A 24,945-nucleotide genomic window follows, 5' to 3' on the forward strand; every position below is an offset into this window, starting at 1 on the left:
GACCAGGCCACCTTTAGGAGTTAGCGCGGGTGAGCGCGGCGGCGACGTCGGCCAGTAGGGCGGGCACGTCGTCCTTATCCATCATGACCTCCAGGAAAACCAGCTTGTCGCGCGTGGCCTGGGTCAGGGCGGTCGCCTCCAGTAGCTCAGCGGCGGTGGTCACGCGCAGCATGAGCACGTCGTCCTCGGTCGCCCCCAGCGCTGCCGGAATCAGCTGCCAGTTGTAGCGGCGGATGTCGTTGTAGGGCTGGGTGGCCCCGTGAATAGCACGCTCTACCGTGTAGCCGTCATTGTTGATCAGCACCACCACCGGGTTGGTCTTCTGCTCCAGCATGGTGCCGATTTCCTGGAAGGTCAGCTGGGCTGAGCCGTCGCCAATGAGCAGGACGCCGCGCGCGCCCCGGTCGGCAATCGCGGCCCCCAGCATGGCGGGCAGGGTATAGCCAATGGAGCCCCACAGGGGCTGGCCGATGAACATGGAGTTCTCGGGGAAGCGGCGGGAGGCCATGCCGAAGAAGGAGGTGCCCTGGTCGGCCACCACAATGTTGCCCGGTGACAGTTCGCGGGAGAGCAGGGACCAGAGGACGTCCTGGGTCAGCGGGGCGGTCATGTCGATGTCTTCGTGGGTTTCTTCGTCCCAGGGCAGCAGCTCCTTGGGGGTTGCCCCGACCTCGCGGGCAACCTCGCGCACAATATCCAGGGCGGTATCGAGGGTGAGCGGGGCGTAGGTCTTACGGCCAATCTTGGCGGTTTGGGCGCCCAAGAAGACGGTGTTTTCGGGGAGGTTCTGGGAGAAACCTGCGGTGGTGGTGTCGGTGAAAGTCACGCCCGCGCAGATCAGGGCTTGGGCCTGCTCCACGGCGTCCTTGGTGCGGGCGGACGACACCACCCCGGCGTAAATGCCCGCAAAAGCCGGCTTGGACTCGTCCACCAGGGTCTTACCCCACATGAGGGTGGCATAGGGCAGGCCGGTGGCCTCCAGCATCTCAGTCAGGTTGGCCTGGGCCCCCATGCGGTGGACCAAAAGGTCGGCGAGCACCGTGGTCTGCTTGCCCGCCAGCACCTCGGTCAGGTCGGTGCGGAAAGCCTCGGCAGCGCCGGGGGAGGACAGGGCCTTGGGCACCTCCAGGGGGTCGGACGGCGGGGCCACCTCAACCCGGGCCACGTCGGTCGCCAGCAGAATATAACCGGGGCGCTTCTGGATCATCATCTCCCGCAGCACGCGGTCAATCTCGGCGGTGGCGGTAGCATGCTCAAGGTTAGCAACAGCGCAGGACACCTCGGAGGCCATGCGGATAAAGTGGCTGAAGTCCCCATCCCCCAGGGTGTGGTGCATGGTCAGGTGGGCGGCCTGGGCATCCTTGGAGGGGGCACCCACAATGTGCAGGACGGGCACATGCTCGGCATAGGAACCGGCCGTTGCGTTAATAGCGGAAAGCTCACCCACACCGTAGGTGGTCACCAGAGCGCCAATACCGCCCACGCGGGCGTAGCCGTCCGCCGCGTACCCGGCGTTGAGCTCATTCGCGTTGCCCACCCAGGTCAGCTGCTCGTGCGCAATCACATGGTCGAGGAACTGCAGGTTAAAGTCGCCGGGCACACCGAAAATATCGGTGGCGCCCAGGGAAACAAGGCGGTCAAGCAGGTAGTCGCTGACGGTGTAGGTCATGGGTGGTGTCCTTATAAATCTAAGAAGAGGAGCAAGGGGTCTTTTGCATGAGATACCTGCGGGGTGTTGCGGGTATCACTTCTATAAGAATGTTAGCGGTGAATGGCTCTATGCCTCTACATTCCATGTTTGAGAGCGGAGTGGTGAACTGAAATCATGCATCAACCCATGCCTGGACAGCGGCGCGGATAGCTTCTGAACGGTTAAGATGCTCAACCTCAGCTTTATGTAAGAGGGCTGCAAGGAGCTCCTCCTCCATGCGGACGGGAATGACCGATGCCGGAGCGCTCCCGAGGCTTGGGCGGCCACGTTTCTTAAATCGTTCTACTGCGTAACCCGCTTCAGCCTCGTCAGCCCAGGCTTGAATCTGCTCTTCTGTTACCGGGGTGCCGTTGATAGTTTCCATATAAATATCGTAATACGAAAATGCGTGCGAGAGTATAGTGGGTTTTATGACACAGCCAGATATCCTCGGCGCCCCCTACACCGCCGAAACCATCGACCTGGGCCGCGACGCAGAAGGCCCCATCGTTGCCACCCTCGTCCACCGACCCGCAGGCGCCGACGGGGCGGACGCGGCTCCCCAGCTACCGGCGTCCGCGCAGGGGCAGGACGGGGCAGCACAGCCCGCCGTGCTCTACCTGCACGGCTTTGTGGACTACTTCTTCCAGAAGGACCTCGGCGACTGGTGGGCAGCCCGCGGCCACGACTTCTACGCCCTAGACCTGCGCAAATACGGCCGCTCCCTGCGACCCGGCCAAACCCCCTTCTACACCGAAAACCTCGACGACTACTTCGAAGACCTCACCGCCGCCTGGAAGCTCATCACCGGCCGCGACGGGCACCGGCAGGTTATTCTTATGGCCCACTCCACCGGTGGCCTCATCGCCTCCCTCTGGGCCAGCCAAACCGCCCCGCCCGAGCTGGCCGCAGTCGTCCTCAACTCACCCTGGCTCGACCACTTCAACAACCCGCTTGAGCGCGCCCTCATGACCGGGTCGGTGGCGGCGCTCGCACGCCTCAAGCCACGCGCCATCGTGCAGAAGGAGCAGGAGGACGCCTACGCCCGCTCCCTGCACGCTGAGCACGCGGGCACCTGGCAGTTCAACACCGACTGGAAAACCCTCAACTTCCCACCCGTCTACGCGGGCTGGCTGGCGGCTGTGCGCCGGGCCCACCGGCAGCTACAGCGCGGCCTCGACATCCAGGCCCCCGTTCTGCTGCTAACCTCGGCCCGCTCCGGCAAACTCACAAACCCCACCGACCGCCACGACTTCGACGCTGTGCTCAACGTGCAGGGAATCCGCCGCTGGGGCCTGGGGCTGGGTAGGGACGTCACCAGCCGCGTCATCGACGGCGGAACCCACGACCTCGTCCTCTCGCCCGAACCCGCCCGTACCGCCACCTACCGGGCTATCGGCGAGTTCATCGACCGCCTCTAGGTAGCCCAGCCTAGCCTCACCCGGCGGTTAAGCGGGGGAGCAGGCAAGCTCACTCTAGACTTGCTGGAAGAAAGCTGGGGGACTCTCTACGCTTAGACCTATGACGAACCAACCGAACGAAGCAGCCCCTGCAGCTGCAGCCCCTCACTCCCACACCGGTGAAGCCCACGATATGGGCGGTGCCTACCAGGAGAAGCTCAACCGCCTGCGCGCAGCTGTGCTGGGTGCTAACGACGGCATCGTTTCTGTAGCTGCCACTGTAGTGGGCGTTGCTGGTGCTACCGCTAGCACTTCGGCTATCGGTGTGGCTGCTACCGCCGCTGTGGTTGGTGGCGCGATTTCAATGGCCCTGGGCGAGTACGTGTCGGTCTCGTCCCAGGTGGATAGCCAGGAAGCTCTGATCGCCAAGGAAAAGGCTGAGCTGCGCGACCTGCCCGAACAAGAGCTGGACGAGCTGACCGAAATCCTAGAAGAGCGCGGCATCTCCCCGGAAACCGCCCGCAAGGCGGCCATCGAAATGACCGAGAAGAACGCCCTCAAAACCCACCTGCACTTCGAGCTGGGTATCGACGATGAGGACATTCCCTCCCCTTGGTCCGCTGCCCTTGCATCAGCCGGTGCCTTCCTCATGGGCGCCCTGCTGCCTACCCTGCTGATTCTGCTCTTCCCCGAGTCCATCCGTATTCCGGTGACCTTTGCGGGCGTGCTGATCGCCCTGGCTATTACCGGCACTCTGGGCGCTAAGTGGGGCGGCTCCCCGCACTACGGCAAGGCCGCTGTGCGCGTCGTCGTCGGTGGCGCCCTAGCCCTGGCCGTTACCTTCGGCGTGGGCTCCCTGCTGGGTGCAACCGGCGTGGTCTAAAACGTCGAGATTCAGCCCCTGATTCTTTGAACCGGGGCGGACGCCACCAGGCGGGTCTGCATGAGCAGGCCCGCCTGTGTGCTTCCCGGGGGCTTGATAAAAGTTAGGCTGCCGTGCCGGGGTGCAGGCTGACGACCTCCCAGCTGAAGGCGGGGCCGGCGTCCTTACCGCAGGACGCCGGTCGCGGCGCTAGCTCGGTGCGGCGGGCAGTTGCTACCCAGAAGCGGCCGTCGCGGTGGGCGACGTGGGCGGCGTGTAGGTCGGGTTCGGTGGCGGTCATTTCCCCGGGGTTTAGGTCGTCGGGGCCTACCTGCTCACCGGCGTCCGTAAGGAGGGTGCGGACGGCTACCTCGGCTACCTGCTCGATGGGGGAGTGGGAGGAGCGCCCGCGCAGCCCGGTGAGTTCCACCCGGCCCTGCTGGGCACCCTGGGCTAAGGTCAGGGCCTGTTCGAAGGTCAGACGCCCGTAGGTGTAGCCGGTGGGCAGGCTGATAGCGACCGGGGCGAAGCGGTGCCCACCGGTGTGGGAGCACTCCCAGACGCTGCCGTCTGCGAGTTGTTCGGATACAAAGGACGCAATGGGTCGGCCCCGTACCGCGCAGCAGCGGTCACGCTTGGAGTGGGTGCAGACAAGGGTGAGTGTTTCACGTGAAACAACCGCGCCGGGTATATTTTCCGGGGTTTCCAGGGGGAGAGTGAGCAGCTCCTCCGCACCGGAGACCTCAAAGGAGTAGAGTCGGGCGGGTGAAAAACCCCTACCCCCGGTGACCGCAAGGAAGGCGCGGCGGCGGGCACCGGTGTCCTTAACCTTCTGCCCCTCACGACCGGGCTGCCGAATCAGCAGCAGGCGGGCACCCGCCTGCGCCATCTTCTCTTTAAGGGCGGCTGAGAGTTCTGCCCCAAAGACAGTTCCATCGAGAATATCGCGGCTCCAGCCGCCGGGGTGCTCCAGCAGCACCCAGAGCGTCTCGCGGGCAGCGGTACCCGGTAGGTTCTCATCAACCGGCAGGGAGCAGGAATCGGCAGGAATAGCGGGTGCGGTAGGGCTAGTCATGGGCATAAGTGTACGCCAGCGCGGGCTCCAAGGGGCGGCGAGCGTGCGTCATATCGCCGAGAGTGCGCATGACTGTTGCACGCTCAGCGATATGACGCACGCTCGCGCAGGTCAGGGCTTCGCCTGCTCATTGGGTAGCCTAGATACATGACTTCACCCGCAGACTCAGCCCCCGTAGAGCCGCAGCCACCTGTGCGTATCGACGCCTGGCTCTGGTCGGTGCGCGTCTTCAAAACCCGATCACTGGCGTCCTCCGAGGTCAAAGCCGGGCACGTGCGCATCAACAGCGAGCACGCCAAGCCCTCCCAAAAAATCAAACCCGGCGACACCGTCACCGTGCGCTACCCCGGCTGGGAACGCGTGCTCATCGTGCGCAAAACCATCTCCAAGCGCGTCGGTGCACCCGTGGCCGTCACCTGCTACGACGACATCTCCGCCCCCAAACCCGCCTACCTCACCAGCGGCGCCCTACCCCGCCGCGACCGGGGCGCAGGCCGACCCACCAAAACTGAGCGCCGCGCCCTCAACAAGCTCCGCGGCTACGAGAAAGAATAAGTATGCCCTACACCCTGCGCCCTGCCGTCCTTGCCGACGTTCCCGCCCTCTCCGCCTTCGCTAGCGCGCACTTCCCCGACGCTGCCCCGCCCGTGGTGCCCCGCGAGTTCGTGGCGGCCTTTGTGAGCGAAAACCTAGATGAGGCGTCCTTCACCCGCTATATCGAAACCGGCTCCTACAGCTTCACTCTGGCCGTCAATGAAGCAGGCGAGATTATCGCCTATTTCGGCATCGACCACGAGGCGCCCCAGCCTGCTGAAATCCCCGGCAACGCCGCCTACCTGAGCAAGTTCTACCTCTCCGCAGAAACCCGTGGAACCGGTCTGGCTAGGGAACTCATGGACGCCGCTATCGCCGCCGCCCGCGCAGACGGTAAAGACGGCCTGCACCTTGGCACCCATCAGCTCAACCACCGCGCCCAGGCCTTCTACGAAAAGATGGGATTCACCCGGGTGGGTGAGCGCACCTTCCAGCTCACTGCCACCGAAGTCGCCCACGACTACATCTACCACCTGTCTATTTAAAACCTGAAGATTGTGCAGGTCGGTGCGGTATTATGACTCTACGCCCTGCCTTCCCCCACTCGCTCGCAGCGGCAGGGCTCGAGGAGAATAATGAATTTTGAGATCCGCCCACCTGTGCCCGCAGAGGCCAGAGCGTGGGAAGAGCTGCGCATGACGTCCTGGCGTCACGCCTACGCAGGCACATTTACCCCCGAAATGTTCGCTAAGCAGGAAGAGCAGCTGGACGCCCGCGCCACCGGATTTGCAGAGTGGCTTGATTCCACCGGTGGCACCGGTGAAGATATTCAGCAGCAACTGGGCCAGCACCGCCGCGCCCTGGTGGCGGTAGAAAAGGACGTCGCGGGCAAACTCCTGGGTCTGGCCTTCGCCTCCCAGATGCCGTATGAGGTGCAGAAACTTGAAATGCTCTACCTGCTGCCCGAGGCCTTCGGCACGGGAGTTGCCCAGGCCCTGCTGGGTGAGGTTCTCGACCCCGGCCCGGCCGAACTTGAGGTGCTTTCCACCAACGCCCGCGCGATTCGTTTCTATGAAAAAGAAGGCTTCACCATCGCCCGCTCTGACGAGTTTGCGGGCCGTAAAACCTACATCATGACCCGGCCCTAGCAGCCCCACTTTTGACTGTAACGCTAAATGCCATGTGCGCGGTAACGATTCGCGCACATGGCATTTATCGTTACACTCAGCCGAGGTGGAGCGGTGCGCGGACGCCGGTGGTAGGGTGAAAGGGTCAGGCCGGGTTGGCCCCGCTGTGAGGAGCCCGGCTCGAACCCTCACCAAGGAAAACACCCTATGACTAGCTCACCTGCCGCGCCTGGCCGTCCGCCCCTGAATCGCGACACCACCGTCTGCATCTCCCTCTCGGGCCGCCCCTCAAACCACGGCATTAAGTTCCACAACTACCTCTACGAAAAGTTTGGCCTGGACTTTCTCTATAAGGCCATGACCACCACCGACATTGAGGCCGCCATTGGCGGTGTGCGGGCCTTGGGCATTCGGGGCTGCTCGGTATCGATGCCCTTCAAGCAGGCAGTGATTCCCCTGGTCAACGAGATAGACCATTCCGCTGAAGTGATTGGCGCGGTTAACACCATCGTGAACACTGACGGCTATCTTAAGGCCTATAACACCGACGTGATTGCGGTGGCCTCCCTGCTGGCTTCCCACCGGGTAGATCCCGCCCTGCCCTTCCTGCTGCGCGGTTCAGGCGGCATGGCGGCGGCTGTGGCCGGGGCCTTCTATGACGCGGGCTTCCGCACCGGCACCATCATCGCCCGCAATGAAGAGACCGGCCGCGCCCTGGCTGAGCGTTACGGCTACACCTGGGCCGCTGAGGTGGGCGAGCTAACCGCCCCTGTGATTGTGAACGTCACCCCCATCGGTATGGAGGGTGGCCCCGAGGTTGACACCCTGGCCTACCCCGCTCTCGCGATTGAGGCCGCCCAGGTGGTCTTTGACGTGGTCGCCATGCCCGTTGAAACCCCGCTGATTCGGGCCGGACGGGCTGCGGGCAAGGAAGTGATTACCGGCGGCGAGGTCATCGCCCTGCAGGCTGCTGAACAGTTCAAGCTTTACACCGGGGTTGAGGTCAGCGACGCCGATGCGGCCGAGGCAGAAGCCCAGGCCAGCTAGCTTCTTGAAAGTAACCGAAACCTTCATCTGCGCGTTCTTTGCACACGCAGATGAAGGTTTCGCTTACCCATACGGACGCCGGTAGGGTGGTTTTATGCCCTCTACACCGTCTTCTTCGCCCCGGCAGCCTTCGCTCAACCGCCAGATTCTTGCCCTGGCGGTGCCCGCCTTTGGTGCCCTCATTGCTGAGCCCCTGCTGGTGCTGGCTGATTCTGCCATCGTGGGTCACCTGGGCAGTGCCCCGCTGGCTGGCCTGACGCTGGGTTCAACCGTGGTGCAGACCCTGGTGGGCTTCATGGTTTTTCTGGCCTACTCCACCACCCCGGCGGTGGCCCGAGCCGTGGGGGCAGGCGATACTCCCAGCGCGTTTGCTGCCGCCCGCAACGGCCTGTGGGTGGCTGCTGGCCTGGGTCTTTTCTTCGCGGTGCTGTTGGCGCTGACCGCCGGCCCCCTGCTGCGTGCACTGGGGGCGGGCGGGGACGTCCTGACCCACGCCACCGCCTACCTGCTACCCTCCCTGGCGGGCTTGCCCGGTATGCTCCTGGTGCTGGCGGCGACCGGTGCCCTGCGCGGTTTTCAGGACGCCACAACCCCCCTCTATGTTGCTACCACCGGCGCTGCCCTCAACGTGCCGCTGAGCTGGGCCCTGGTCTACCCGGCAGGGTGGGGTGTGGCTGGCTCGGCGGTGGCGACGGCGGTGGTGCAGTGGGGTATGGCCCTGGCACTGACCTACGCGGTGGTTGCGCGGACGCGGACGCCCGGCTCGGCTACCAGCTCTTCCGGCTTATCGGCGCGAACCCCCGGCTGGCTGCCCGACCGCGCCGGACTGGCCGCTGTCTTCAAGGTGGGGGCCTGGCTGATGGTGCGGGCGGCCTGCCTGCGGATTGCCCTGCTGGCTACGGTCTTTGTGGTGACCAGCCAGGGGGAGAAAAACCTGGCCGCCTACCAGCTGACGATGGCTTTCTTTAACCTGCTGGCCTTCGCCCTGGACGCCCTGGCCATTGCAGCCCAGGCCCTGCTGGGTAAGGAGATGGGCGCACAGGATCTTTCAACCCGGCAGGGGCAGGATGCGGTGGTTCAGCTCAAAAACCGCCTGGTGCGGTGGAGCCTGGCCTTTGGTCTGGTTACGGCCCTGGTCTGCCCGGCGGTCGGGTTTGGCCTGGCTTGGGTCTTTACCCCCGACCCCGAGGTGCAGCGCCTCTTCGCCCTATCTCTTCTGGTGCTGGCGGTGGGACAGCCCCTGGCGGCCTACGTCTTTATTCTGGACGGCGTGCTCATCGGCGCCCAGGACGTACGCTATCTGGGTCTGGCTGGGCTCTTTACCCTGGTGGCCTACCTGCCGGTGCTGGCTGGGCTTTATTTCTGGTTCGGTGCCGGTACGGACGCTCCCGCCCCGCTTGCCGGGGGCACCTCCTGGGGGTGGGGCGGTCTGTTCGATGCCCCCACCCTGGCCTACCTGCTGCTCTGGTGCTCCTACGCCCTGTGGTACATGGGCGCCCGCGCCCTCACCCTGGGCCTGCGGGCCCGCAGTGGGGTGTGGATTCGTTAGGGGTTTTGCTGATGAAGTTTCTGGGGAATTGTGTAACGGGCAATAACTGCTAAAGCACCTAAGGCGCAGGCCGTTGCAAACAGTGTGACAAATCGGGAAAACCGGGCGTAGGAGAACCCATATAGTCCCGGAGAAATTGCTGATGTAATGATCGAAACTATCGCGCTAGCGCCTGATACACGGGCTTGCATTGTATCGGGAGCCAACTGAGCAAGTGCTACAGCGGTACTTACGCCCAGTGAAGGTATGAGAATGACAGCGCACGAAAGGCTAGTTACTGTAATCCAGTAGTTTTGGGAGAGCGCACAAAATAGCATAGCTGAGCTCAGTAGCATAAACACCATAATGAAGAGAAGTCGTGGCGTAAAACGTGCGCTGATAGTCCCGCTGAATAGGCTACCAACCAGTGCAGCTAGATTGGTGAAAGTTCCTAGCATTCCAACGAGAACAACGCTCACACCGGATGCTATGAGGTCTATTTCTATAATTGTTCCCGCACCTTCTAAGAAAAGATTAGCGGTAGCGCTGATAATAATTACGGCTGCAATAGGCCTAGTTTTGATTGCAAAAGCGAAACCTGCAAAGAGAGTAAAAAAACCGAAATCAGGTACTTCTTGCGGGCGGCAGTTAGCAGCTATGTAGGCGCGACCAAAAACAATAGTAAACCCAATGAGGATAATCCAGCTGGTAGTACTGATTATGAAGGGAAGAGATTGCCAGGCATTGAGCGTGATTCCCGCAAAGATACCAGCTATAGCAGCAGCTACTTGTGTTCTTGCAGCAATAAACCCAAAAGTTTGAGGAAGATCTTCAGGGGTTAGCATGTGGATGAAAGCAGTAGTGTCTGCACGTGAGAGGGCTGAAGAGCAGGTTGTAATGATGAAACTGATGATGACTACTATAGGGAGAGTGAGAGTATCAGTGAGAGAGCTAATAGTTAAGGTAAGTGATGTTACTGTAGCTGTAAACGCAGAGAGGGTAATAATTCGAGGTGGTGCGTAGAAGTCGGCAAGTGACCCAACGATGTTGCCTATAAGCGCTCCGGTGGCAAACGCAATGGCTACGGCTACTCCAGAGTCAATCCCACCGAGATTTTGGATAGCGATAACGGTGACAGCAAACCCTGCCAAACCTTCGCCGAAGCTGGTGAGTAAGCGGCCTGCGATAAGCGCACGCACAGCTTTCTGCGGCGTTATCTTTCGGTCTGCTGCCATGATATGAAGGTAAGTTTTCTGGGTTCCATAGGATTGCTCCTTAAGTGGAGAGGGACGGTTGATGTGTTGTGATGCAAATCTAATGTTTGCAATTTTCAGACTAATCATTGTGTGAAAATGTGTCAAGAGACACAAAAAAATTTAGGGATGTGGAGTCGATAGGGGTGGCCAGAGTGTGTAGCTTTCCCCCGAAAGTAGAGCGTCAGACGTAGACGATTCCGTTATCAAGGCCTGGGCTTACAGGTAGATTTGTAGAGATACAAAGATGGGGCAACCCGCCACGTTGGTGCGTGACAGGCCGCCCCTTGCTATGGTCGCTACTCTCACTTAGTTGAAGAAGTGTGAGAGAGCGTCAAGGAACTGAGCAATAGCCCGTAAGAGATTCGCAATGGGAGCTATCCTTTCGAGGCTCTTACGGGCGATTCTTTTTACATGAGCTCAGCCAGCAGGGCTTCGACGCGGTGCTCCTGGCCGGTGGCGCGCAGCAGCTCAATGCAGGCGTCCAGGGCAGCAGCACGGGACTTCTTCAGTCTCAAAGGCTCAAAAAACTCCGCCGCCAACTCATAGCGGCCAATCGCCAACTCACTCTGCCCGGCGGTAGCCGCAGCTTCAGCGGCAACCATCAGTAGGCGGGCTGCCCGCTCCAGAGACTCGTTCTCACGGTAGGTCTCAACCAGCTCATCCACGAGCTGCTGGCCGGTAGACTCACCGGTCGCCAGCGAAAGGCGGGCGGCGAAATCCTGAGCCAGCAGGAAAGCCAGCAGGTCGGGGCGGACGCCCGGGGCGGCGTCCCCGCCCTGGTCACCGTGGGCTGGGGCAAGAGCCTGCTGGGCCAGCTCTTGTAGCTCACGCACCGGAGTGCGAAGGGCTTCAAGCTCATTGGCACGTTCGGCAACCGGTGCCCACACGCGCACTACCTCGGCCAGCAGGGCCGGGGCGGCGCTGCCGTCCGCTAGCAGGGGCCAGGCCGTCTCAAAGAACCTGTGGACCTCAAGCGCCTGTGCCCCAGTGACAGGCCCACCGGCCAGCACCAAGAAAGCAGCCTCGGCGTAGGCCAGACCCGCCTCAAGGGAAGCCCCCGCAGACTCATGCTCGCGGGCCACCGCCAGGTAAGACTCCACCGGGGTGAAGGACAGGGGAGCAGCCCCCTCCACGCCCTCACCCTGGGTCTGCGCACCCGCAGCGGCGTCCGCTCTGGCTGAACTAGCCGAACCAGCTGAACTAGCCGAACCGGCCCCGTCCGCCCCGGTAGGCAGCACAATGGGTGTCAGGGCATCCAGTTGGGTGGCGGCCTCCAGGGACTCCGAGAACCGGGTATTACCCGCCCGGCGGTCAAAGGCCTGCGCTAGCGGCCGGGATTCGGCCAGTGCCCAGTCGTAAAGCTCCCGCAGGGTCGCCCGCGATGTCTGACCGGCAGGCCGCAGACCGGTGGGCATATCCTCGTGGTCCTCTAAAGCCCAGGCCAGGCCAGCGACGATATAGCGCAGGAAGTTGCGGTTATCGCCGGGATCCCCCGCCAGGTCAAGGGCACGTTTGCCGTGGTCAGCCAGCAGGTCAAAGGCTGCCTGAAGGTTCTGGCCGCGAGCTAGCACCTCAAACTCAACGCCCAGGTCGTCCGGATCATACTGGTCGCGGTTGGCCGCTGCTCGCAGTAGGTGACGACCGGCTGCTTCGCCGTCCTCCAGGTGCAGGTAGGCAAGGGCCAGCTGCCGGTGGGAAGCCGCAGGCTCCCGGTTACACAAATCTTCGGTGGGGGCACCCAGGCGGACGGCCGCCTCAAACTCCCCGTCGGTCACGTGGTCGCGCAGAATCCCGCCGTGCCTGCAGGAGCCGCAGTCCATCTCGTCCTCACCGTGCGCCAGCCAGCGGGCGCGCCAGGTCTCGGCGGCCTCGTCCTCACCAATATGGGCAGCCCACATGTACTCGGCCCGGTCAGGGGCCATCTCGCCCATGCCCGCCAGGCGGTAGCGGCGGCGCATCTCATCGAGCAGCTCACGCGCCTGCTCCTTAGAGATCTGCGGGTAGGCGGTCATATCGCCGATAATCCACTTGAACTGCCAGAAGAGGGTGCGGGCGGTGAACTCGTCAAAGTGCTCGGGGTGGGCGTCGTAGAGACGCAACAGCTTAGAGAACACCGCAAAGGACGCCGGGGTCGGCTGCCCAAAAACATAGGCCTCCACCAGGTTGAGGTAGGCCTCGGGCAGCATGGATTCGGGGCCCTCCCGTTCTAGAGTGCGGGTGATGTACTCCATGGCGGCGGTGCGGGCACTACCGTAGGGCAGGTCGCGGGTTGCGGCAATTTTCTGGGCGGCTTCGTGGGTGGACCACACAGTCTTCTCCCTTGTTGGTAGCTATCTTTAGGGCTGGCGCAGGGCAGCTTCAAGCAGCTGGGCCAGGCTATCGCTGAGCAGGTTGGTTTCAGCCCCGCGCAGGCCCTCACCGGCGAGCATGAGGGCAGAGAGGTAGAGGGTCGTCAGGCCCGGCTCAAAGGACGCGTGCTCCGGCTGGTGCAACAGACGGCGGGTATTTTCGTTGGCATCGTTGAGCACCAGGGTGCGGGTCGGCTCGGTTGCCGCCTCGGTAAAGGAGCCCAGTAACCCACCCCAGGCGCCACCGGCGTCCTCGGCCTCCTGGGCCAGGTCGCGGGCGCGTTCGGCGTCCGCATCGCGCAGCAGCACCGCGGGTACCTCGGCGGGGTCAAAGGTGCGCAGCAGGACGCCGCAGTCCTGGGCGGCGAGCACAGCCCGGGCGCGCTCTAGGCCGCGCAGCACCTCGAACTCGCGTTCCATCTCAACGGCTGCCAGGGTCTGGGTGACGTCCTTGCTGGTCAGCTCTGTGACCTTCCAGCGGGGGCGGTCAGCCAGTTTAGCCAGTAGGTCGGCGTCGTAGACGTAGCCGCCGTTGACCACCCACAGCCCCTGGGCCCGCGCCACCGGAGCCACCCGGCGGTAGGCCTCGGTGGTGGGGGTGTAGAGCACCTGCCCGGTCTCTTCAATGACCTGGGCGAGCGTGGCGATGCCGCCGGTGGTCTCAAAGGGCAGGGAGGACGCCACCACATCGAGCATGTCGTCGCTAGCCAGGGCCACTGCCCGCAGGGCCAGGGAATGGGTTTCGACAAAGCGGTCGCGCAGGGCGCTGGGCTCAGAAAGGGTAGCGGTAATCCAGGTCTTGAGCTGTTCACCGATCGCCTCGCGGGTGAGCAGAAGAATCTCGTCCTCGCGCAGCTGCTCGCGGGAGGCCGTTGGGGTCAGGGACTCCGAGTTCACCACGGCCCGCACGAAGAAAGCCCAATCGGGCAGCAGAGTGTCTTCGCGGGTGTTCACCAGCATGTTCTTCACGTAGACGCGGTGGCGGCCTGAACCCGGTGACACAGCCTGCGGCAGCACATAGGCCACACCGGTCGTGCCGGTGGCGGGCACCTCGAGCTCAAGAGCAGCCAGGGGCGTGAAGCCCAGGGTCTTCTCGGCGTAGTTAGTCAGGGCCAGGGCCCGTTCGTGCTGGTTGGGCTGGTGCTCGCCCTCCCCCTTCGCCCAGGGCAGGGCAGGCAGAGAAATACGACGCCAGATCCGCTGGCCGGCAGCCGTCACCCGAACCGCCACCTCGACCGGCAGCATATCCGCGTAGTCGCTCGCCAGCGTCACCACCGTCTCCTCGGCAACCCAGTGGGCGGCGTCCGCCCGCGCCTTAAGGCGAATCGTTGTACCGACCTCGGGAACCTGCCCGGCGGCGTCCTCACCGCCAGCGAGCTGAAGCACCTCAAAGGTGCCGTCCGCATGGCCCAGCCAGCGCACCGGAGCAGCCCCCGGCAGCACGCTCTGAGAGGTGACCTCAACCGTATCGGCAATCAAAAAACAGGCCAGCAGGCCAATACCGAACTGGCCCAAAAACTCGGCGCGGCCCTCGTTAAAGACCTCATCGCGTTTAGAGGTACGGCCAATCGTCGCCAGAAACTCCTCAGCCTGCTCGGCCGTCAGACCCACGCCGGTGTCGGTAATGGTGATGCCGGTGCCGTCCTCCCAGGGCTCCAGGAGCACCCGGGCGGGAGCGTCGACGTCCTGCTCGCGGCGGGCAGTAATAGCGTCAACCCCGTTCTGAATCGCCTCGCGCAGGTAAACCTGCGGGCCCGAATACAGGTTCTTCGACAGCAGCTCAACCAAGCCGCCCAAATCAACTTTAAAGCGCTGTGACAAGGCTATTCCTCCCCGCCGAAGGTGGAGGCCACGGTCTCGAAGTACTCCAGCGAAGTCTGCAGGGCAGCGCGCAGGTGCTCATCCAGCTGGGCGTCCGTCACCCCGCCCGCATAAACCATGCTCAGCTCAACCGGCAGCACCACAAACCCCTGCCCCTCCTCTTCAACCCGGTAGGGGAAGACCTTGGGGAAGAGGTTCTGCTGGTTCCAGGCGTTGGTGAACTCGTTGAGGGCGGGCAGCGCCTCGAAGGGGAAGGTGCCCCGGTAGCTGCCGCGCACGCTCAGCAGGTCGCGGCTGGCGTTACTGGAGAGGGTGTAGTAGAAGTAGCCCCGCTCAAAATGGAACACAGCGGCCCCGTCATCGCCCAGCTCGTAGTCCACCTCAAGGCGGTCAAGAGCCTGCAACATACGCTCATCGGTGAGCGGCTTAAGCAGCTGCGCGGCAGACTGGACGGACTCAAAGTACCCCATGGTTCCTCTTTCAACGGTGGAAGATAGTGGTGCGGTTCCTTCTATCCTATAGGTTCGGGCGAAGGTGGGGTTGGGGTGGAGGGCTAGCCTGTTATTTATAGGTGGCCCCTTTAACCCTCTACGCCCCTTCGCTCCTGCCTCCGGGGTGATACACCGGGGTAGAAACGAAAGGGCGTAGGTTAGGGGCCTTGATTCTTTAGGCGCTCGCCAGGACGGTCCGGCGGGCTTGGCGTTCGGCCTCTGCCTTATCTTCGCGGCGGTGGCGAATCCAGATGCTCAGGGCAGTGCCCGCAACAGCCAGGGCAATCCAGCCCAGCAGCCAGACAATACCCGTTGCAATACCGATGGAGCCACCGGCGATCAGGGAGCGGAAAGCCTCCAGCGCGTGAGTCAGCGGCAGCCAGGGGTGGATAGCCTGTAGGAAGGCAGGGGCTGTCTCAATCGGGTAGGTACCACCCGCCGCGCCAATCTGAACCACGGTCAGAATCAGAGCGATGAAACGGCCGGGAGCATCCAGCAGGGCAATCAGGGCCTGGTTGATAGCCAGGAAGGTGATAGAGGTCAGAATAGCGAAGCCGGTCAGGCCCCAGAAGTTCACCTCTTCAATGCCCACCCAGTAGTGGATGATGAGCGACATGACGGTTCCCTGCAGAATACCCATGAAGAGTACCGGCACCAGGGCACCGCGCAGGGTGCGCAGGCCGGAGTGGCCGCCGCGGGCGAACTTGCTGGAGATCGCCGGGTACATCATGAAGTAGGCGATAGCGCCAACCCACAGGCCCAGGGTCATGAAGTAGGGAGCCAGGCCGTGGCCGTAGGTGGACACCTCGTTCAGGCGGGTCTTTTCAATGGTGACGGGGTCGCTGGTGACCGCGCTGAGTTCGCTGGCCTGGTCGGTGGTGTAGCTGGGAACCTGCCCCACGGCGTCCCCCAGGGAGGTCGCTAGCTCGCTGTTACCATCGTTCAGGTCGCTGAGGCCGTTGGAGAGGCTGGTGGCTCCGTCAACGGCGGATCCTGCGCCTTCGCCCAGGGTCTGGGTGCCGTCGGCGAGGGTTCCTGCGCCGGACGCCAGGGAGTTGGTACCGTCGGCCAGGGTTCCTGCACCGTCGGCGAGGGTTCCTGCGCCGGACGCCAGGGAGCTGGTTCCATCAGCCAGGGTTCCTGCACCCGATGCCAGGGAGCTGGTTCCATCAGCCAGGGTTCCCGCACCGGAAGCCAGGGAGCTGGTTCCATCAGCCAGGGTTCCCGCACCGGAAGCCAGGGAGCTGGTTCCATCAGCCAGCGTCCCCGCACCCGATGCCAGGGAGCTGGTTCCATCAGCGAGGCTGTGCGCGCCGGAGGCCAGGGTACCTGTGCCGTCAGCCAGGGCAGAGGCACCGTCATTGGCCTGAGAAATTGCGGTGGCTAGCGAGCTCAAGCCGCTCGCCATAGAACCGGCCTTGTCATTGAGGGTTGCAGCCCCGCCGGCCAGGGTGTCGGCCCCGTCAGAGAGGGAGGTTGCGCCAGCGGCGAGCTGTCCGGCTCCGCTTTCAAGGGATGAAGCGCCGGCGGCAAGCTTAGTCAACCCGCCCGATTCGTTGCCGACGAGGGAGGATGCACCGGTAGCGAGGTCGCCTGATGCGCTATCCACGGCGCTCGCACCCTCCGAGAGGGTGGTGGCACCGGCGTTAATCTGTTGGAGCGCGGCAAGCCTTTGAGCGTCGCTGAGGGAGCCCCAGTTATCGATGAGCTGCTGGGAGCTGCTGGCTAGATCACTCGCGCCGGACGCGAGGGTACCGGTGGCGGTGTGGAGAGCTTGCGTGCCGTCGGCAAGGGTTTGTGCACCCTTGACCGCTGCGTCGGCGCCGTCAGAGACTGCGGTGCTTCCACTGGCGAGCTGCCCGGCGGCGTCCTCAAGGTTCTGAGCGCCGGTGGCGAGGTCGCTCGCGCCGGACGCCAGGGAGCTCGTTCCGTCGGTGAGGGCCGGTAGCTGGGAAGGTAGGGCAGAGACGCCGTCGTTGATTTGGTTCAGGCCGTTAGCGAGGGTTGCGGCTCCGCTGGCGGCACTATCGGCGCCGGATGCGAGGGATGAGGCTCCATCGTTGACCTGGGTCGCGCCGGATGCGAGGGATGAGGCTCCGTCGTTGACCTGGGTTGCGCCGGATGCGAGGGATGAGGCTCCGTCGTTGACCTGGGTTGCGCCGGATGCGAGGGATGAGGCTCCGTCGTTGACCTGGGTTGCGCCGGATGCGAGGGATGAGGCTCCGTCGTTGACCTGGGTCGCGCCGTCCGACAGGGACGCTGCGCCCGAGGCGAGGGAGGTTGCGCCGTCATTAACCTGGGTCGCGCCGTCCGCCAAAGAGGCTGCACCCGAGCTCAACTCGCTCGTACCGGACTTCAAGTCGGTCAGGCCCACCACGAGCTCGTCGGAGCCTTCCTTGGCGCTGGTGGAGCCATCAGCGAGCTGGCTGGCGCCGTCCGCTGCCTGCCCCAGGGAGTCGTGGATATCGGTGAAGCCCGCGTAGATGTTGTTGAGGTACTCGGTGGACACCTGGCTGGCCAGGGTGTCGGTGACCGCCGTGCCCAGAGAGCTGGCGATATTGCCCGAGATGATGTTGGAGCCGTCATTGGTGGTGATATTTAGCTTGGCGGTCTGGGCTGCCGCCGCGTCGTTTTCAGACACCGACGCTACATTCGCAGAGAAGTCAGACGGAATCGTCAAAATAGCCTGAATGTCACCGTTTTCGAGCTTGGTCTGCGCTTCGTCTGCGCTCATGGTCGACCAGTCAAAATTCTGTTTGCTGTCGTTGCTCAGAAGCTCGTCGGTGAGGTCTTGACCCAGGTTAAGGGTGCTGCCGGTGGCTGTGGTTGCCGGTGAATCTTCATTCACAATCGCTGCCGGAACGGCGTCAATCGTGCCCGTGGGGTCATAGTTAGCCCAGGTTAGAATGCCTGAGTAAATCGAGGGGATGATAATAACGGCCAGCAGTACCAGGTACTTCATGGGGCTGAAGCGATGCGGGTGCAGCTTGGGGCGTTTAGCGCGTGTTGAGGGCACGGGATCTCACCTACTTTCGGGTTGTTGGGATCGTGAAAAGTCTGTTTCTCGGGTTAGGAAATCACGGCTTGCATCATCTGGGCCAGGCGCTCGCCGGTGGCTTCTGCGGTGTTTTCGCCGGTGAAGTCGGTGGCCAGCCAGCGGACGGCCAGCCAGGCAACTCCGGCAGCAACGAACTGGGTGTAGTCGCTGGTGAGGTCGGGGTTCTTGGTGATGAAACGTTCGGCAACGGCCGGTCGGCTGAGAAAACGGTGGCTGAGGAAGTCGACGAGTTCGGCGACCAGGGAGGAGTTGCCCGAGATAGCCAGCACGTTGCGGTAGAAATCCGCGTCGACCTGTAGCTGCTTGAGCAGGTTGGTGCTGACCTCGCTGGTAAAGACAGCGACGGACGCGGTGGGGTCGGCGGGCAGTAACGCGTCGAAGGCGGCGCTGAGTTTGGTGAGGGCCGCGGCGTGAATGAGCTCGTGCACGTCGGCGAAGTGCTGGTAGAAGGTGGGGCGGCTGACCCCTGCGGTCTTGACCAGGGTTGTGATGCTGAGGTTGCCGGGGTCGCTGGTAGCCAGAGCCTCGGTGGCGGCGTCGATGAGGGCTGCGCGGGAGCGGGCCGGACGCGGGTCGGCGGCGCGGGCGTCCTCTGCGGCGGGTGCCAGGGTTGGGGTCATAGCGGGTATCCTCTGCCAACAATTTTTTCTTACAGATGTAAAGTTTACACTTGTAAAAAATATCGGCAAGCGGTGGGTGTGTGAGATAAGAAATAGCTGTCTAGGTAGATTATAGGCATGAGCACACTGCCCCGCCCCCTCGCCTTTGCCGCTCTGGCCTGCGGTGCTGCCGCAGCCGCGTCCGTCCTCTATCACCGCTACAAACCCCTGCCAGCTGGCCTGGGTGTTACCGGGCCCTGGCGAAGCGGGCAGGTAGAGCTGTTGGCAGACCTCACCTACACGGCCGCCGGTGAAAGCCGGTCTGACCAGCAGATTTTCACCGCTGTTGAGGGGGTCATTGAGCGGGCTACAAGCTTCTTGGTGCTCGATATGTTCCTCTTCAATAGCGACTATGACCGCTCCAGCGGGCGCACCTACCCGGCCCTCTCCCAGCGCCTCACCGAGGCCCTTCTTGCCAAGCGGGCTGCCGCCCCCGATATGCCCATCGTTCTCATTACCGACCCCATCAACACCTTCTACGGCAGCTACCCCCTGCCTCATCTAGAGCGACTGCGGGCCGCCGGGGTGCAGGTGGTTGAAACCCGGCTAGAGGCCCTGCGCGACTCTAACCCCGCCTACTCCGGCTTCTACCGGGCGGCCCTGGCACACCTGCCGGAGCTCCCCGCCGTACTGCCCAATGCTCTAGCACCGGGTGGGCCGCGCGTCTCTGCCAATGCCTACGCCAGGCTCTTTAACTTCAAGGCCAACCACCGCAAGGTGGCCCTGTCTGAGGCCGAGGCTGTGGTGGCGTCTGCCAACCCGCACGACGCCTCTGCGCCCAACTCCAACCTGGGTTTGCGGGTCACCGGTGCTGTGGTGGGCGACCTGCTGGCCAGTGAGCTGGCGGTTCTAGACTTTTCTGCTCCCGACCTTGCCCGTTCCCTGCGGGGGCTAAGGTTTGCTGGGGGTGTTAAGCTCCCGGGGCAGGCGTCTGAGGTGCAGTTGGTGACCGAGGGCGGTATTCGCACTGCGGTGCTGGAGCTGCTGGCTGGTGTCGGCGCGGGGGACAGGGTCTGCCTGGGTATGTTCTATCTATCGGAGCGCACTGTCATTGCCGGGCTTAAGGCTGCCGCAGCTCGTGGCGCTTCGGTGCAGGTGGTGCTCGACCTCAACATTGACGCCTTCGGCCGCACAAAAACCGGCCTGCCCGCCCTGCCCGTTGCGCGAGAGCTGGTACGGGCCGGGGTCCAGGTGCGCTGGTACGCCACAGGGGGCGAGCAGTTCCACCCCAAGTATCTGGCGGTTCACCGAGGGGTGGACGCACCCGCCCCGGCAGATTCTGGCAGCTTTGAGCTCCTGAGCGGGTCGGGTAATTTCACCCGCCGAAATATTTGTAATTACAACCTAGAAACCAGTCTGCGGGTGCGCGCCGCGGGTGACTCCGCCCTAGCCCAGGAGTTCTCTGCCTACTGGTCCCTGATCTGGAATAACGAACCGGTAGGCGGTGCCCAAACCACCTTCACCCTGCCCTACGCAGCCAAGGCGGGTGGGGGCGTCCTAAAATCGACCCTGCAAACCCTGGCCTACCGCGCCCAGGAGGCGACGGGACTAAGTACCTTCTAGATGCGAATGATGCAAAGTTTGTAATAAGTGCAATAAATGAAAACTCTTGCACTTATTTCACTTAATCCGATAGTCTGAGGGTGCATCAAGCGAAGAATCACTGTTACCGAGGAATACTATGACTGCGCAGGCTCTCAAAAATACTGCGACTATCGAAACAAGCCAAGCTATGGCTCAGGAAGCCCACAACCTTCTTACCCACCTTGAGAAGTCACCCATGCTGTCTGTGTCACTGACTGTATCTGGCGAGGCCAGTGAAGTGCTCGGTGCGGAACTGGTCGCTGCTTTGAAAGCAACTCTGTCAATTATTAGTCAGGGAGGGCATGCACAAGTGATTGCTGCGCCCAAAGACCTTACTACGACTGTGGCTGCCCGACGCATTGGTGTATCTCGCCCGACTCTCATGAAACTTATTCGTGAGGGAAAGATGCCGGCCCATCAGGTAGGCACCCACTGGCGTGTTCGCACAGCTGATGTTGATGCCTACAGGGCGCAGCTACTCGCTGCGAAAACCGCCGAGCAGAAAGCTGCCTTCGAAGAGCTCATGAAACTTGACGAAGAGCTTGGAGTTTTAGACTAAACAAAATAGAAATATCGCTGCTTGTGCTACCCATATCTTTAAGATGGGGTGGTATGAGCAGCGATATCTATCGGATAGTTCTCGACACCAACGTACTCATGAGCAAGACGTTGAGAGACTGGATTTTCCTCACCTGTATAGAAACAAACAATCTTTTTTATCAGGTCTATCTTTCGCAGGGTATCTTGGACGAGTTTGGTTACCACTGGCGTAAACAACATCCACACCATGATGATGCTGTACGGCAACGTTATATGCAGCAGATTATGGCTAGCGTGACAGATATCGTGGAGGGGTTTGAGGTAAATATTCCTGCTGGTTACCCTGACGAGCATGATGCGCATGTTCATGCGGCGGTGCTTGCATCTAACGCAGATGCTCTTATTACCGATGACTCTAAGCTGATAGTTTTTGGTCAAAGTTATCAGGGGGAGCACCTTCTGCCCTATGACACCATGAGCGCTGATGACTTTCTTATGCAGATGGCTCACTTCATACCCCCAGAGATTCTCGACTCGGTGTACCTAAAACAGGAAACCTATCTTGAACGTAGGAACCCTGATGCAACTGTACCTAGCTTGCTTCGACAAGCAGGGGCTTTGAATTTTGCTCGTTATCTCCAAACAGTGGTAATTCCGCGTTTATGATGCGGAGTCTCTTGGTTCAGATTGAAAACTTTAGGGCTTGCTCTTTGATGGGTCATGCTGGGTTGGGCGGTGGGTTCAAGGAGGTACGAGTCTTTCTTTATTTCATTCTGCCGGGGGAGTTCTTTTATCAGCAGGCTTGCTAAGCTGGCGGTAAGAGCCGGTAAAGAAGCCTGCTACCCGATGCCAGAAAGGACGCAGCCGTGAACCCTCAGACCGACATCACAAGCCCCCAGATCCAGAACAAGAAGCCGCACCGCAGGCTCGCCACCCTGCCCGCGGTAGCGGCGGCGGGCGTCCTTGCCCTTGCATCCCTGACCATGACGGCAGCCGAAGCAGCAGACCTACCTGCTGCGCCGGCGTCCGGCAACATTCGCGACGACGCCAACCTGCTCACCGACGCCGAAGAGAACACCCTCAACGACCTCATCGACCAGAAAAACCGGGGCACCGACCGCACCCGCTTCGCCATCTACACCACCGACCAAAGCCCCGGTGACCTGCCCGCTTACGCCACCGACCTAGGAAACGCCTGGGGCGTCGGCGATCAAGGCAAAGATAACGGCGCTGTGCTGGTCATTGATATGCAGGGCCGCGAAACCTTCATCGCGGTAGCAGACGGCGCCGGGGACTACATCAGTGACTCCGAGGCAGAAACCATCGCCAACGACGTGCTGGGCCCCTACCTCACCGACGGCAACTACGCAGCCGGACTTGAAGCTACCATCGATGAGGTCTACACGGCAGCAGAAACCGAAAGTGCCGATAGCAACCTGATTCTCTGGGGCGTCCTGGGCACCCTGGGTGCCGTTGCCGCGATTATTGTTGGGTGGGTTTTCCGTGACTACCGCAAGGTCAAGCGGGATGCCGAGGACGAGATGCGCCGGGCCAAGGAGGAGAACCCCGGCCTGAGCATTCCCGACGATATGCGCCGTGACTACATCAAATACCGCTACGCCAACCGCACCGCCCCGGCAGACCCCGACCAGCGCGAGGCCGAGCTTGCTGAGCAGGAAGCGGAGAACAAGGACACCTATACCCGCTACGCCCCCACCTTTAGTGCCTGGCTGCCCCTCTATGCGACCATGCCCCACCTCTACTCGGGCAGCAATCACGTGCCGGAAAATTCGGGGGCATCAGGGGGTAGCTTCTCGAGCGGCTCCTCCTTCGGGGGCGGCGGGGGCTTTAGCGGCGGCGGTGGAGGCGGACGCTTCTAGGACACCTCCGCCCGGCTGGCCAGGCCCAGCAGGGCCCGGTGCACGGTGGTGTCGCCGGTGAGTTCCGGGTGGAAAGAGATGCCCAGCAGGTGGCCCTGCTGCACCCCGACCACCTGCCCGGCGTGACGGGCCAGCACGGTGACGTCCTCACCCACCCGGGTGACAATGGGCGCGCGGATAAAGGCGGCCTTCACCGGTACCTGCCCGCCTGCGCCGGTAAGCTGACCGTCACCGTCCGCCCCGGTAGCGCCCCAGGCCAGCTCGGTTTCTACCGAGTCAACCTGGGAGCCAAAGGCGTTGCGGCGCACGGTCACATCGAGCAGGCCCAGGGTTTGCTGGCCTGCCGCCGGGTCCTCAATCTCCCGAGCCAGAAGAATCAGCCCGGCGCAGGTGCCCAGGGTGGGCAGGCCACCCGCGATAGCGTCAATGAGGGGCTGGCGCAGGCCAAAAATCCTGGTCAACCGGTCAATAGTCGTCGATTCCCCACCGGGAAGAACCAGGGCATCTAGCCCCTCCAACTGCTCGGGGCGCTTGACCAAAACCACCTGCGCCCCCAGCCTCTCCAGCAGGGACGCGTGCTCGGCGACCCCACCCTGCAGGGCAAGGACGCCAACAACAGGGCGGTATCCATTCATGGGAATCCTATCTCTCAAAAGGTCTAGAGGAGCTCGCTGCGCTCGCCCTGTCCTCGCCTCGCCGCTACGCTATGCTCGGCGCTGGTAGTGAATTTTTATTTCCTCGCTCGCTCGGAAAATTCACTACCAGCCACGCTCCGCCAGGCGGTGGGGGGCGGGCAGGTCTGCCACGTTGATACCGACCATGGCCTCACCCAGGCCACGGGAGGCGTCCGCAACTGCTGCAGGGTCGTTGTAGAAGGCGGTTGCCTTGACGATCGCCTTGGCGCGCGCCTCGGGGTTGCCCGACTTGAAGATGCCAGAGCCGACGAAAACGCCGTCCGCACCCAGCTGCATCATCATGGCCGCATCTGCTGGGGTTGCTACACCACCGGCGGTGAAGAGTACGACCGGCAGCTTGCCGGTCTCGGCCACCTCGCGCACCAGCTCGTAGGGGGCAGCCAGCTCCTTGGCCTTGACGTAGAGCAGGTCGGGGGCGGTGGCGTGCAGGGCCTGCAACTCGGCAATCTGGGTCTTGATGGTGCGAATGTGCTTGGTGGCCTCAGAGACGTCACCGGTGCCAGCTTCACCCTTGGAGCGGATCATGGCAGCGCCCTCGGTGATGCGACGCAGGGCCTCACCCAGGTTGGTGGCACCGCAGACAAAGGGCACTTTAAAGGCGTGCTTGTCGATGTGATTGACGTAGTCAGCGGGGGAGAGGACCTCGGATTCGTCGATGTAGTCAACCTTGAGGTGTTCCAGAATTTGGGCTTCTACGAAGTGGCCTATGCGGGCCTTGGCCATAACGGGAATAGAGACGGCGTCGATAATTCCTTCGATCATGTCGGGGTCGCTCATGCGGGCAACACCACCCTGGGCGCGGATGTCGGCGGGGACGCGTTCGAGGGCCATGACGGCTACGGCGCCGGCGTCCTCTGCGATTTTTGCCTGTTCGGGGGTGACGACGTCCATGATGACGCCGCCCTTGAGCATGTCGGCTAGGCCGCGCTTGACGAGGGGGGAGCCGGTAACGGTGGTTTCTGCGGTGTTGTGTTCAGTCATGGTTTCAACTGTGCCCGCCGATGTGGCCTAAGAATAGGGCCAGTTTCTAGCAAAGTTTTTAGACCACAGGTAGCGAGGCGGACGCCCGTCAGCACGTTTTAGGGGGCAATTTGTCCCCAAAAGCTAAAATTTTGCCCCCTCCATGCCGAAGGGTGAAGAGGTTTGGGGGACAAAACTGCAGCAAAATCTTTGAAAAAATGAGCTGATTTGCCCAAAAAACCCGACCTTGGGGACAGGCTGAAAATTTTTTCCAAAAAATTTTTTCACCAGACAAGCTAGACTTTACAAGGCAAAACAAAAATACTTGATGCGGAAAGTGGCATTTTTGTCCCCATCTCGCCTTGTCTTGTCCCCCAAACGTCCTATAAA

General features: G+C 62.2%; 22 protein-coding genes. 11 read left to right on the forward strand and 11 right to left on the reverse strand.

Annotated elements, in window-relative coordinates:
* Nucleotides 1–13 precede the first annotated feature (13 nt).
* Nucleotides 14–1,669, reverse strand: coding sequence for an alpha-keto acid decarboxylase family protein (locus L7A20_RS00640; protein WP_237222031.1), 1,656 nt, complete (start codon nt 1,667–1,669; stop codon nt 14–16).
* 154 nt (nt 1,670–1,823) lie between these two features.
* The gene (locus L7A20_RS00645; RefSeq protein ID WP_083091871.1) at nt 1,824–2,075 is read right to left on the reverse strand and encodes a ribbon-helix-helix protein, CopG family; all 252 of its coding nucleotides are present in this window, start codon (nt 2,073–2,075) and stop codon (nt 1,824–1,826) included.
* A gap of 46 nt (nt 2,076–2,121) precedes the next feature.
* On the opposite strand from L7A20_RS00645, the gene L7A20_RS00650 reads away from it, so the two are divergent.
* Both L7A20_RS00650 and L7A20_RS00655 read left to right on the forward strand, forming a co-directional pair.
* On the forward strand, nt 2,122–3,111 hold the full coding sequence (locus tag L7A20_RS00650; RefSeq protein ID WP_237222032.1) for an alpha/beta hydrolase: 990 nt from the start codon (nt 2,122–2,124) through the stop codon (nt 3,109–3,111).
* Nucleotides 3,112–3,211: 100 nt separating this feature from the next.
* Complete coding sequence (locus tag L7A20_RS00655) at nt 3,212–3,973, forward strand: VIT1/CCC1 transporter family protein (RefSeq protein ID WP_423817410.1); 762 nt, start codon at nt 3,212–3,214, stop codon at nt 3,971–3,973.
* Between the two features lie 103 nt (nt 3,974–4,076).
* Here the strand turns inward: L7A20_RS00655 and L7A20_RS00660 are convergent, their stop codons facing one another.
* Nucleotides 4,077–5,027 carry a sucrase ferredoxin gene (locus tag L7A20_RS00660; protein WP_237222033.1) on the reverse strand — a complete coding sequence of 317 codons (951 nt, stop codon included), beginning with the start codon at nt 5,025–5,027 and terminating at the stop codon, nt 4,077–4,079.
* A 147-nt stretch (nt 5,028–5,174) separates the two neighbouring features.
* Between L7A20_RS00660 and L7A20_RS00665 the strand changes: the two genes are divergently transcribed.
* From L7A20_RS00665 to L7A20_RS00685, 5 genes are all read left to right on the forward strand, one after another.
* Nucleotides 5,175–5,582: an RNA-binding S4 domain-containing protein gene (locus L7A20_RS00665; protein ID WP_237186591.1), complete on the forward strand. Its 408-nt coding sequence runs from the start codon at nt 5,175–5,177 to the stop codon at nt 5,580–5,582.
* A gap of 2 nt (nt 5,583–5,584) precedes the next feature.
* The gene (locus L7A20_RS00670) at nt 5,585–6,106 is read left to right on the forward strand and encodes a GNAT family N-acetyltransferase (RefSeq protein WP_237207421.1); all 522 of its coding nucleotides are present in this window, start codon (nt 5,585–5,587) and stop codon (nt 6,104–6,106) included.
* Nucleotides 6,107–6,196: 90 nt separating this feature from the next.
* The gene (locus tag L7A20_RS00675) at nt 6,197–6,709 is read left to right on the forward strand and encodes a GNAT family N-acetyltransferase (protein WP_237207422.1); all 513 of its coding nucleotides are present in this window, start codon (nt 6,197–6,199) and stop codon (nt 6,707–6,709) included.
* 186 nt (nt 6,710–6,895) lie between these two features.
* Nucleotides 6,896–7,735 carry a shikimate 5-dehydrogenase gene (locus L7A20_RS00680; RefSeq protein WP_237222034.1) on the forward strand — a complete coding sequence of 280 codons (840 nt, stop codon included), beginning with the start codon at nt 6,896–6,898 and terminating at the stop codon, nt 7,733–7,735.
* 94 nt (nt 7,736–7,829) lie between these two features.
* Nucleotides 7,830–9,284 (forward strand): MATE family efflux transporter, encoded by a 1,455-nt coding sequence (locus tag L7A20_RS00685; protein WP_237222035.1) that lies wholly within the window; start codon nt 7,830–7,832, stop codon nt 9,282–9,284.
* Here the strand turns inward: L7A20_RS00685 and L7A20_RS00690 are convergent.
* From L7A20_RS00690 to L7A20_RS00720, 6 genes are all read right to left on the reverse strand, one after another.
* On the reverse strand, nt 9,281–10,498 hold the full coding sequence (locus L7A20_RS00690; RefSeq protein ID WP_237222036.1) for a hypothetical protein: 1,218 nt from the start codon (nt 10,496–10,498) through the stop codon (nt 9,281–9,283). The genes L7A20_RS00685 and L7A20_RS00690 overlap by 4 nt on opposite strands.
* 428 nt (nt 10,499–10,926) lie before the next feature.
* Nucleotides 10,927–12,828 (reverse strand): hypothetical protein, encoded by a 1,902-nt coding sequence (locus L7A20_RS00695; protein ID WP_237222037.1) that lies wholly within the window; start codon nt 12,826–12,828, stop codon nt 10,927–10,929.
* A 27-nt stretch (nt 12,829–12,855) separates the two neighbouring features.
* Nucleotides 12,856–14,688 (reverse strand): HSP90 family protein, encoded by a 1,833-nt coding sequence (locus tag L7A20_RS00700; protein ID WP_237222038.1) that lies wholly within the window; start codon nt 14,686–14,688, stop codon nt 12,856–12,858.
* Nucleotides 14,689–14,690: 2 nt separating this feature from the next.
* A complete protein-coding gene (locus tag L7A20_RS00705; protein WP_237222039.1) occupies nt 14,691–15,158 on the reverse strand; it encodes a YbjN domain-containing protein in 468 nt (155 codons plus the stop codon).
* A 196-nt stretch (nt 15,159–15,354) separates the two neighbouring features.
* Nucleotides 15,355–18,195 carry a YhgE/Pip domain-containing protein gene (locus L7A20_RS11955; protein ID WP_272879196.1) on the reverse strand — a complete coding sequence of 947 codons (2,841 nt, stop codon included), beginning with the start codon at nt 18,193–18,195 and terminating at the stop codon, nt 15,355–15,357.
* 53 nt (nt 18,196–18,248) lie between these two features.
* Complete coding sequence (locus L7A20_RS00720; RefSeq protein ID WP_237222040.1) at nt 18,249–18,857, reverse strand: TetR/AcrR family transcriptional regulator; 609 nt, start codon at nt 18,855–18,857, stop codon at nt 18,249–18,251.
* A gap of 117 nt (nt 18,858–18,974) precedes the next feature.
* Here L7A20_RS00720 and L7A20_RS00725 point away from each other — a divergent pair, with 117 nt between their 5' ends.
* From L7A20_RS00725 to L7A20_RS00740, 4 genes are all read left to right on the forward strand, one after another.
* Entirely contained in the window at nt 18,975–20,459 is a 1,485-nt protein-coding gene (locus L7A20_RS00725; protein ID WP_237222041.1) for a phospholipase D-like domain-containing protein, read from the forward strand.
* Between the two features lie 118 nt (nt 20,460–20,577).
* On the forward strand, nt 20,578–21,039 hold the full coding sequence (locus L7A20_RS00730) for a helix-turn-helix domain-containing protein (protein WP_237222042.1): 462 nt from the start codon (nt 20,578–20,580) through the stop codon (nt 21,037–21,039).
* Nucleotides 21,040–21,092: 53 nt separating this feature from the next.
* Nucleotides 21,093–21,686 carry a putative toxin-antitoxin system toxin component, PIN family gene (locus tag L7A20_RS00735; RefSeq protein ID WP_237222043.1) on the forward strand — a complete coding sequence of 198 codons (594 nt, stop codon included), beginning with the start codon at nt 21,093–21,095 and terminating at the stop codon, nt 21,684–21,686.
* A 200-nt stretch (nt 21,687–21,886) separates the two neighbouring features.
* Complete coding sequence (locus L7A20_RS00740; protein WP_237222044.1) at nt 21,887–22,900, forward strand: TPM domain-containing protein; 1,014 nt, start codon at nt 21,887–21,889, stop codon at nt 22,898–22,900.
* Here the strand turns inward: L7A20_RS00740 and pdxT are convergent.
* Nucleotides 22,897–23,535 carry a pyridoxal 5'-phosphate synthase glutaminase subunit PdxT gene (gene pdxT / locus L7A20_RS00745; RefSeq protein ID WP_237222045.1) on the reverse strand — a complete coding sequence of 213 codons (639 nt, stop codon included), beginning with the start codon at nt 23,533–23,535 and terminating at the stop codon, nt 22,897–22,899. The two genes, L7A20_RS00740 and pdxT, sit on opposite strands and share 4 nt — an antisense overlap.
* A 123-nt stretch (nt 23,536–23,658) precedes the next feature.
* On the reverse strand, nt 23,659–24,576 hold the full coding sequence (gene pdxS / locus L7A20_RS00750) for a pyridoxal 5'-phosphate synthase lyase subunit PdxS (RefSeq protein ID WP_185173864.1): 918 nt from the start codon (nt 24,574–24,576) through the stop codon (nt 23,659–23,661).
* Nucleotides 24,577–24,945 lie beyond the last annotated feature (369 nt).

It is taken from the genome of Rothia nasimurium (assembly GCF_928381415.1).
Taxonomy (GTDB): Bacteria; Actinomycetota; Actinomycetes; order Actinomycetales; family Micrococcaceae; genus Rothia; species Rothia nasimurium_H.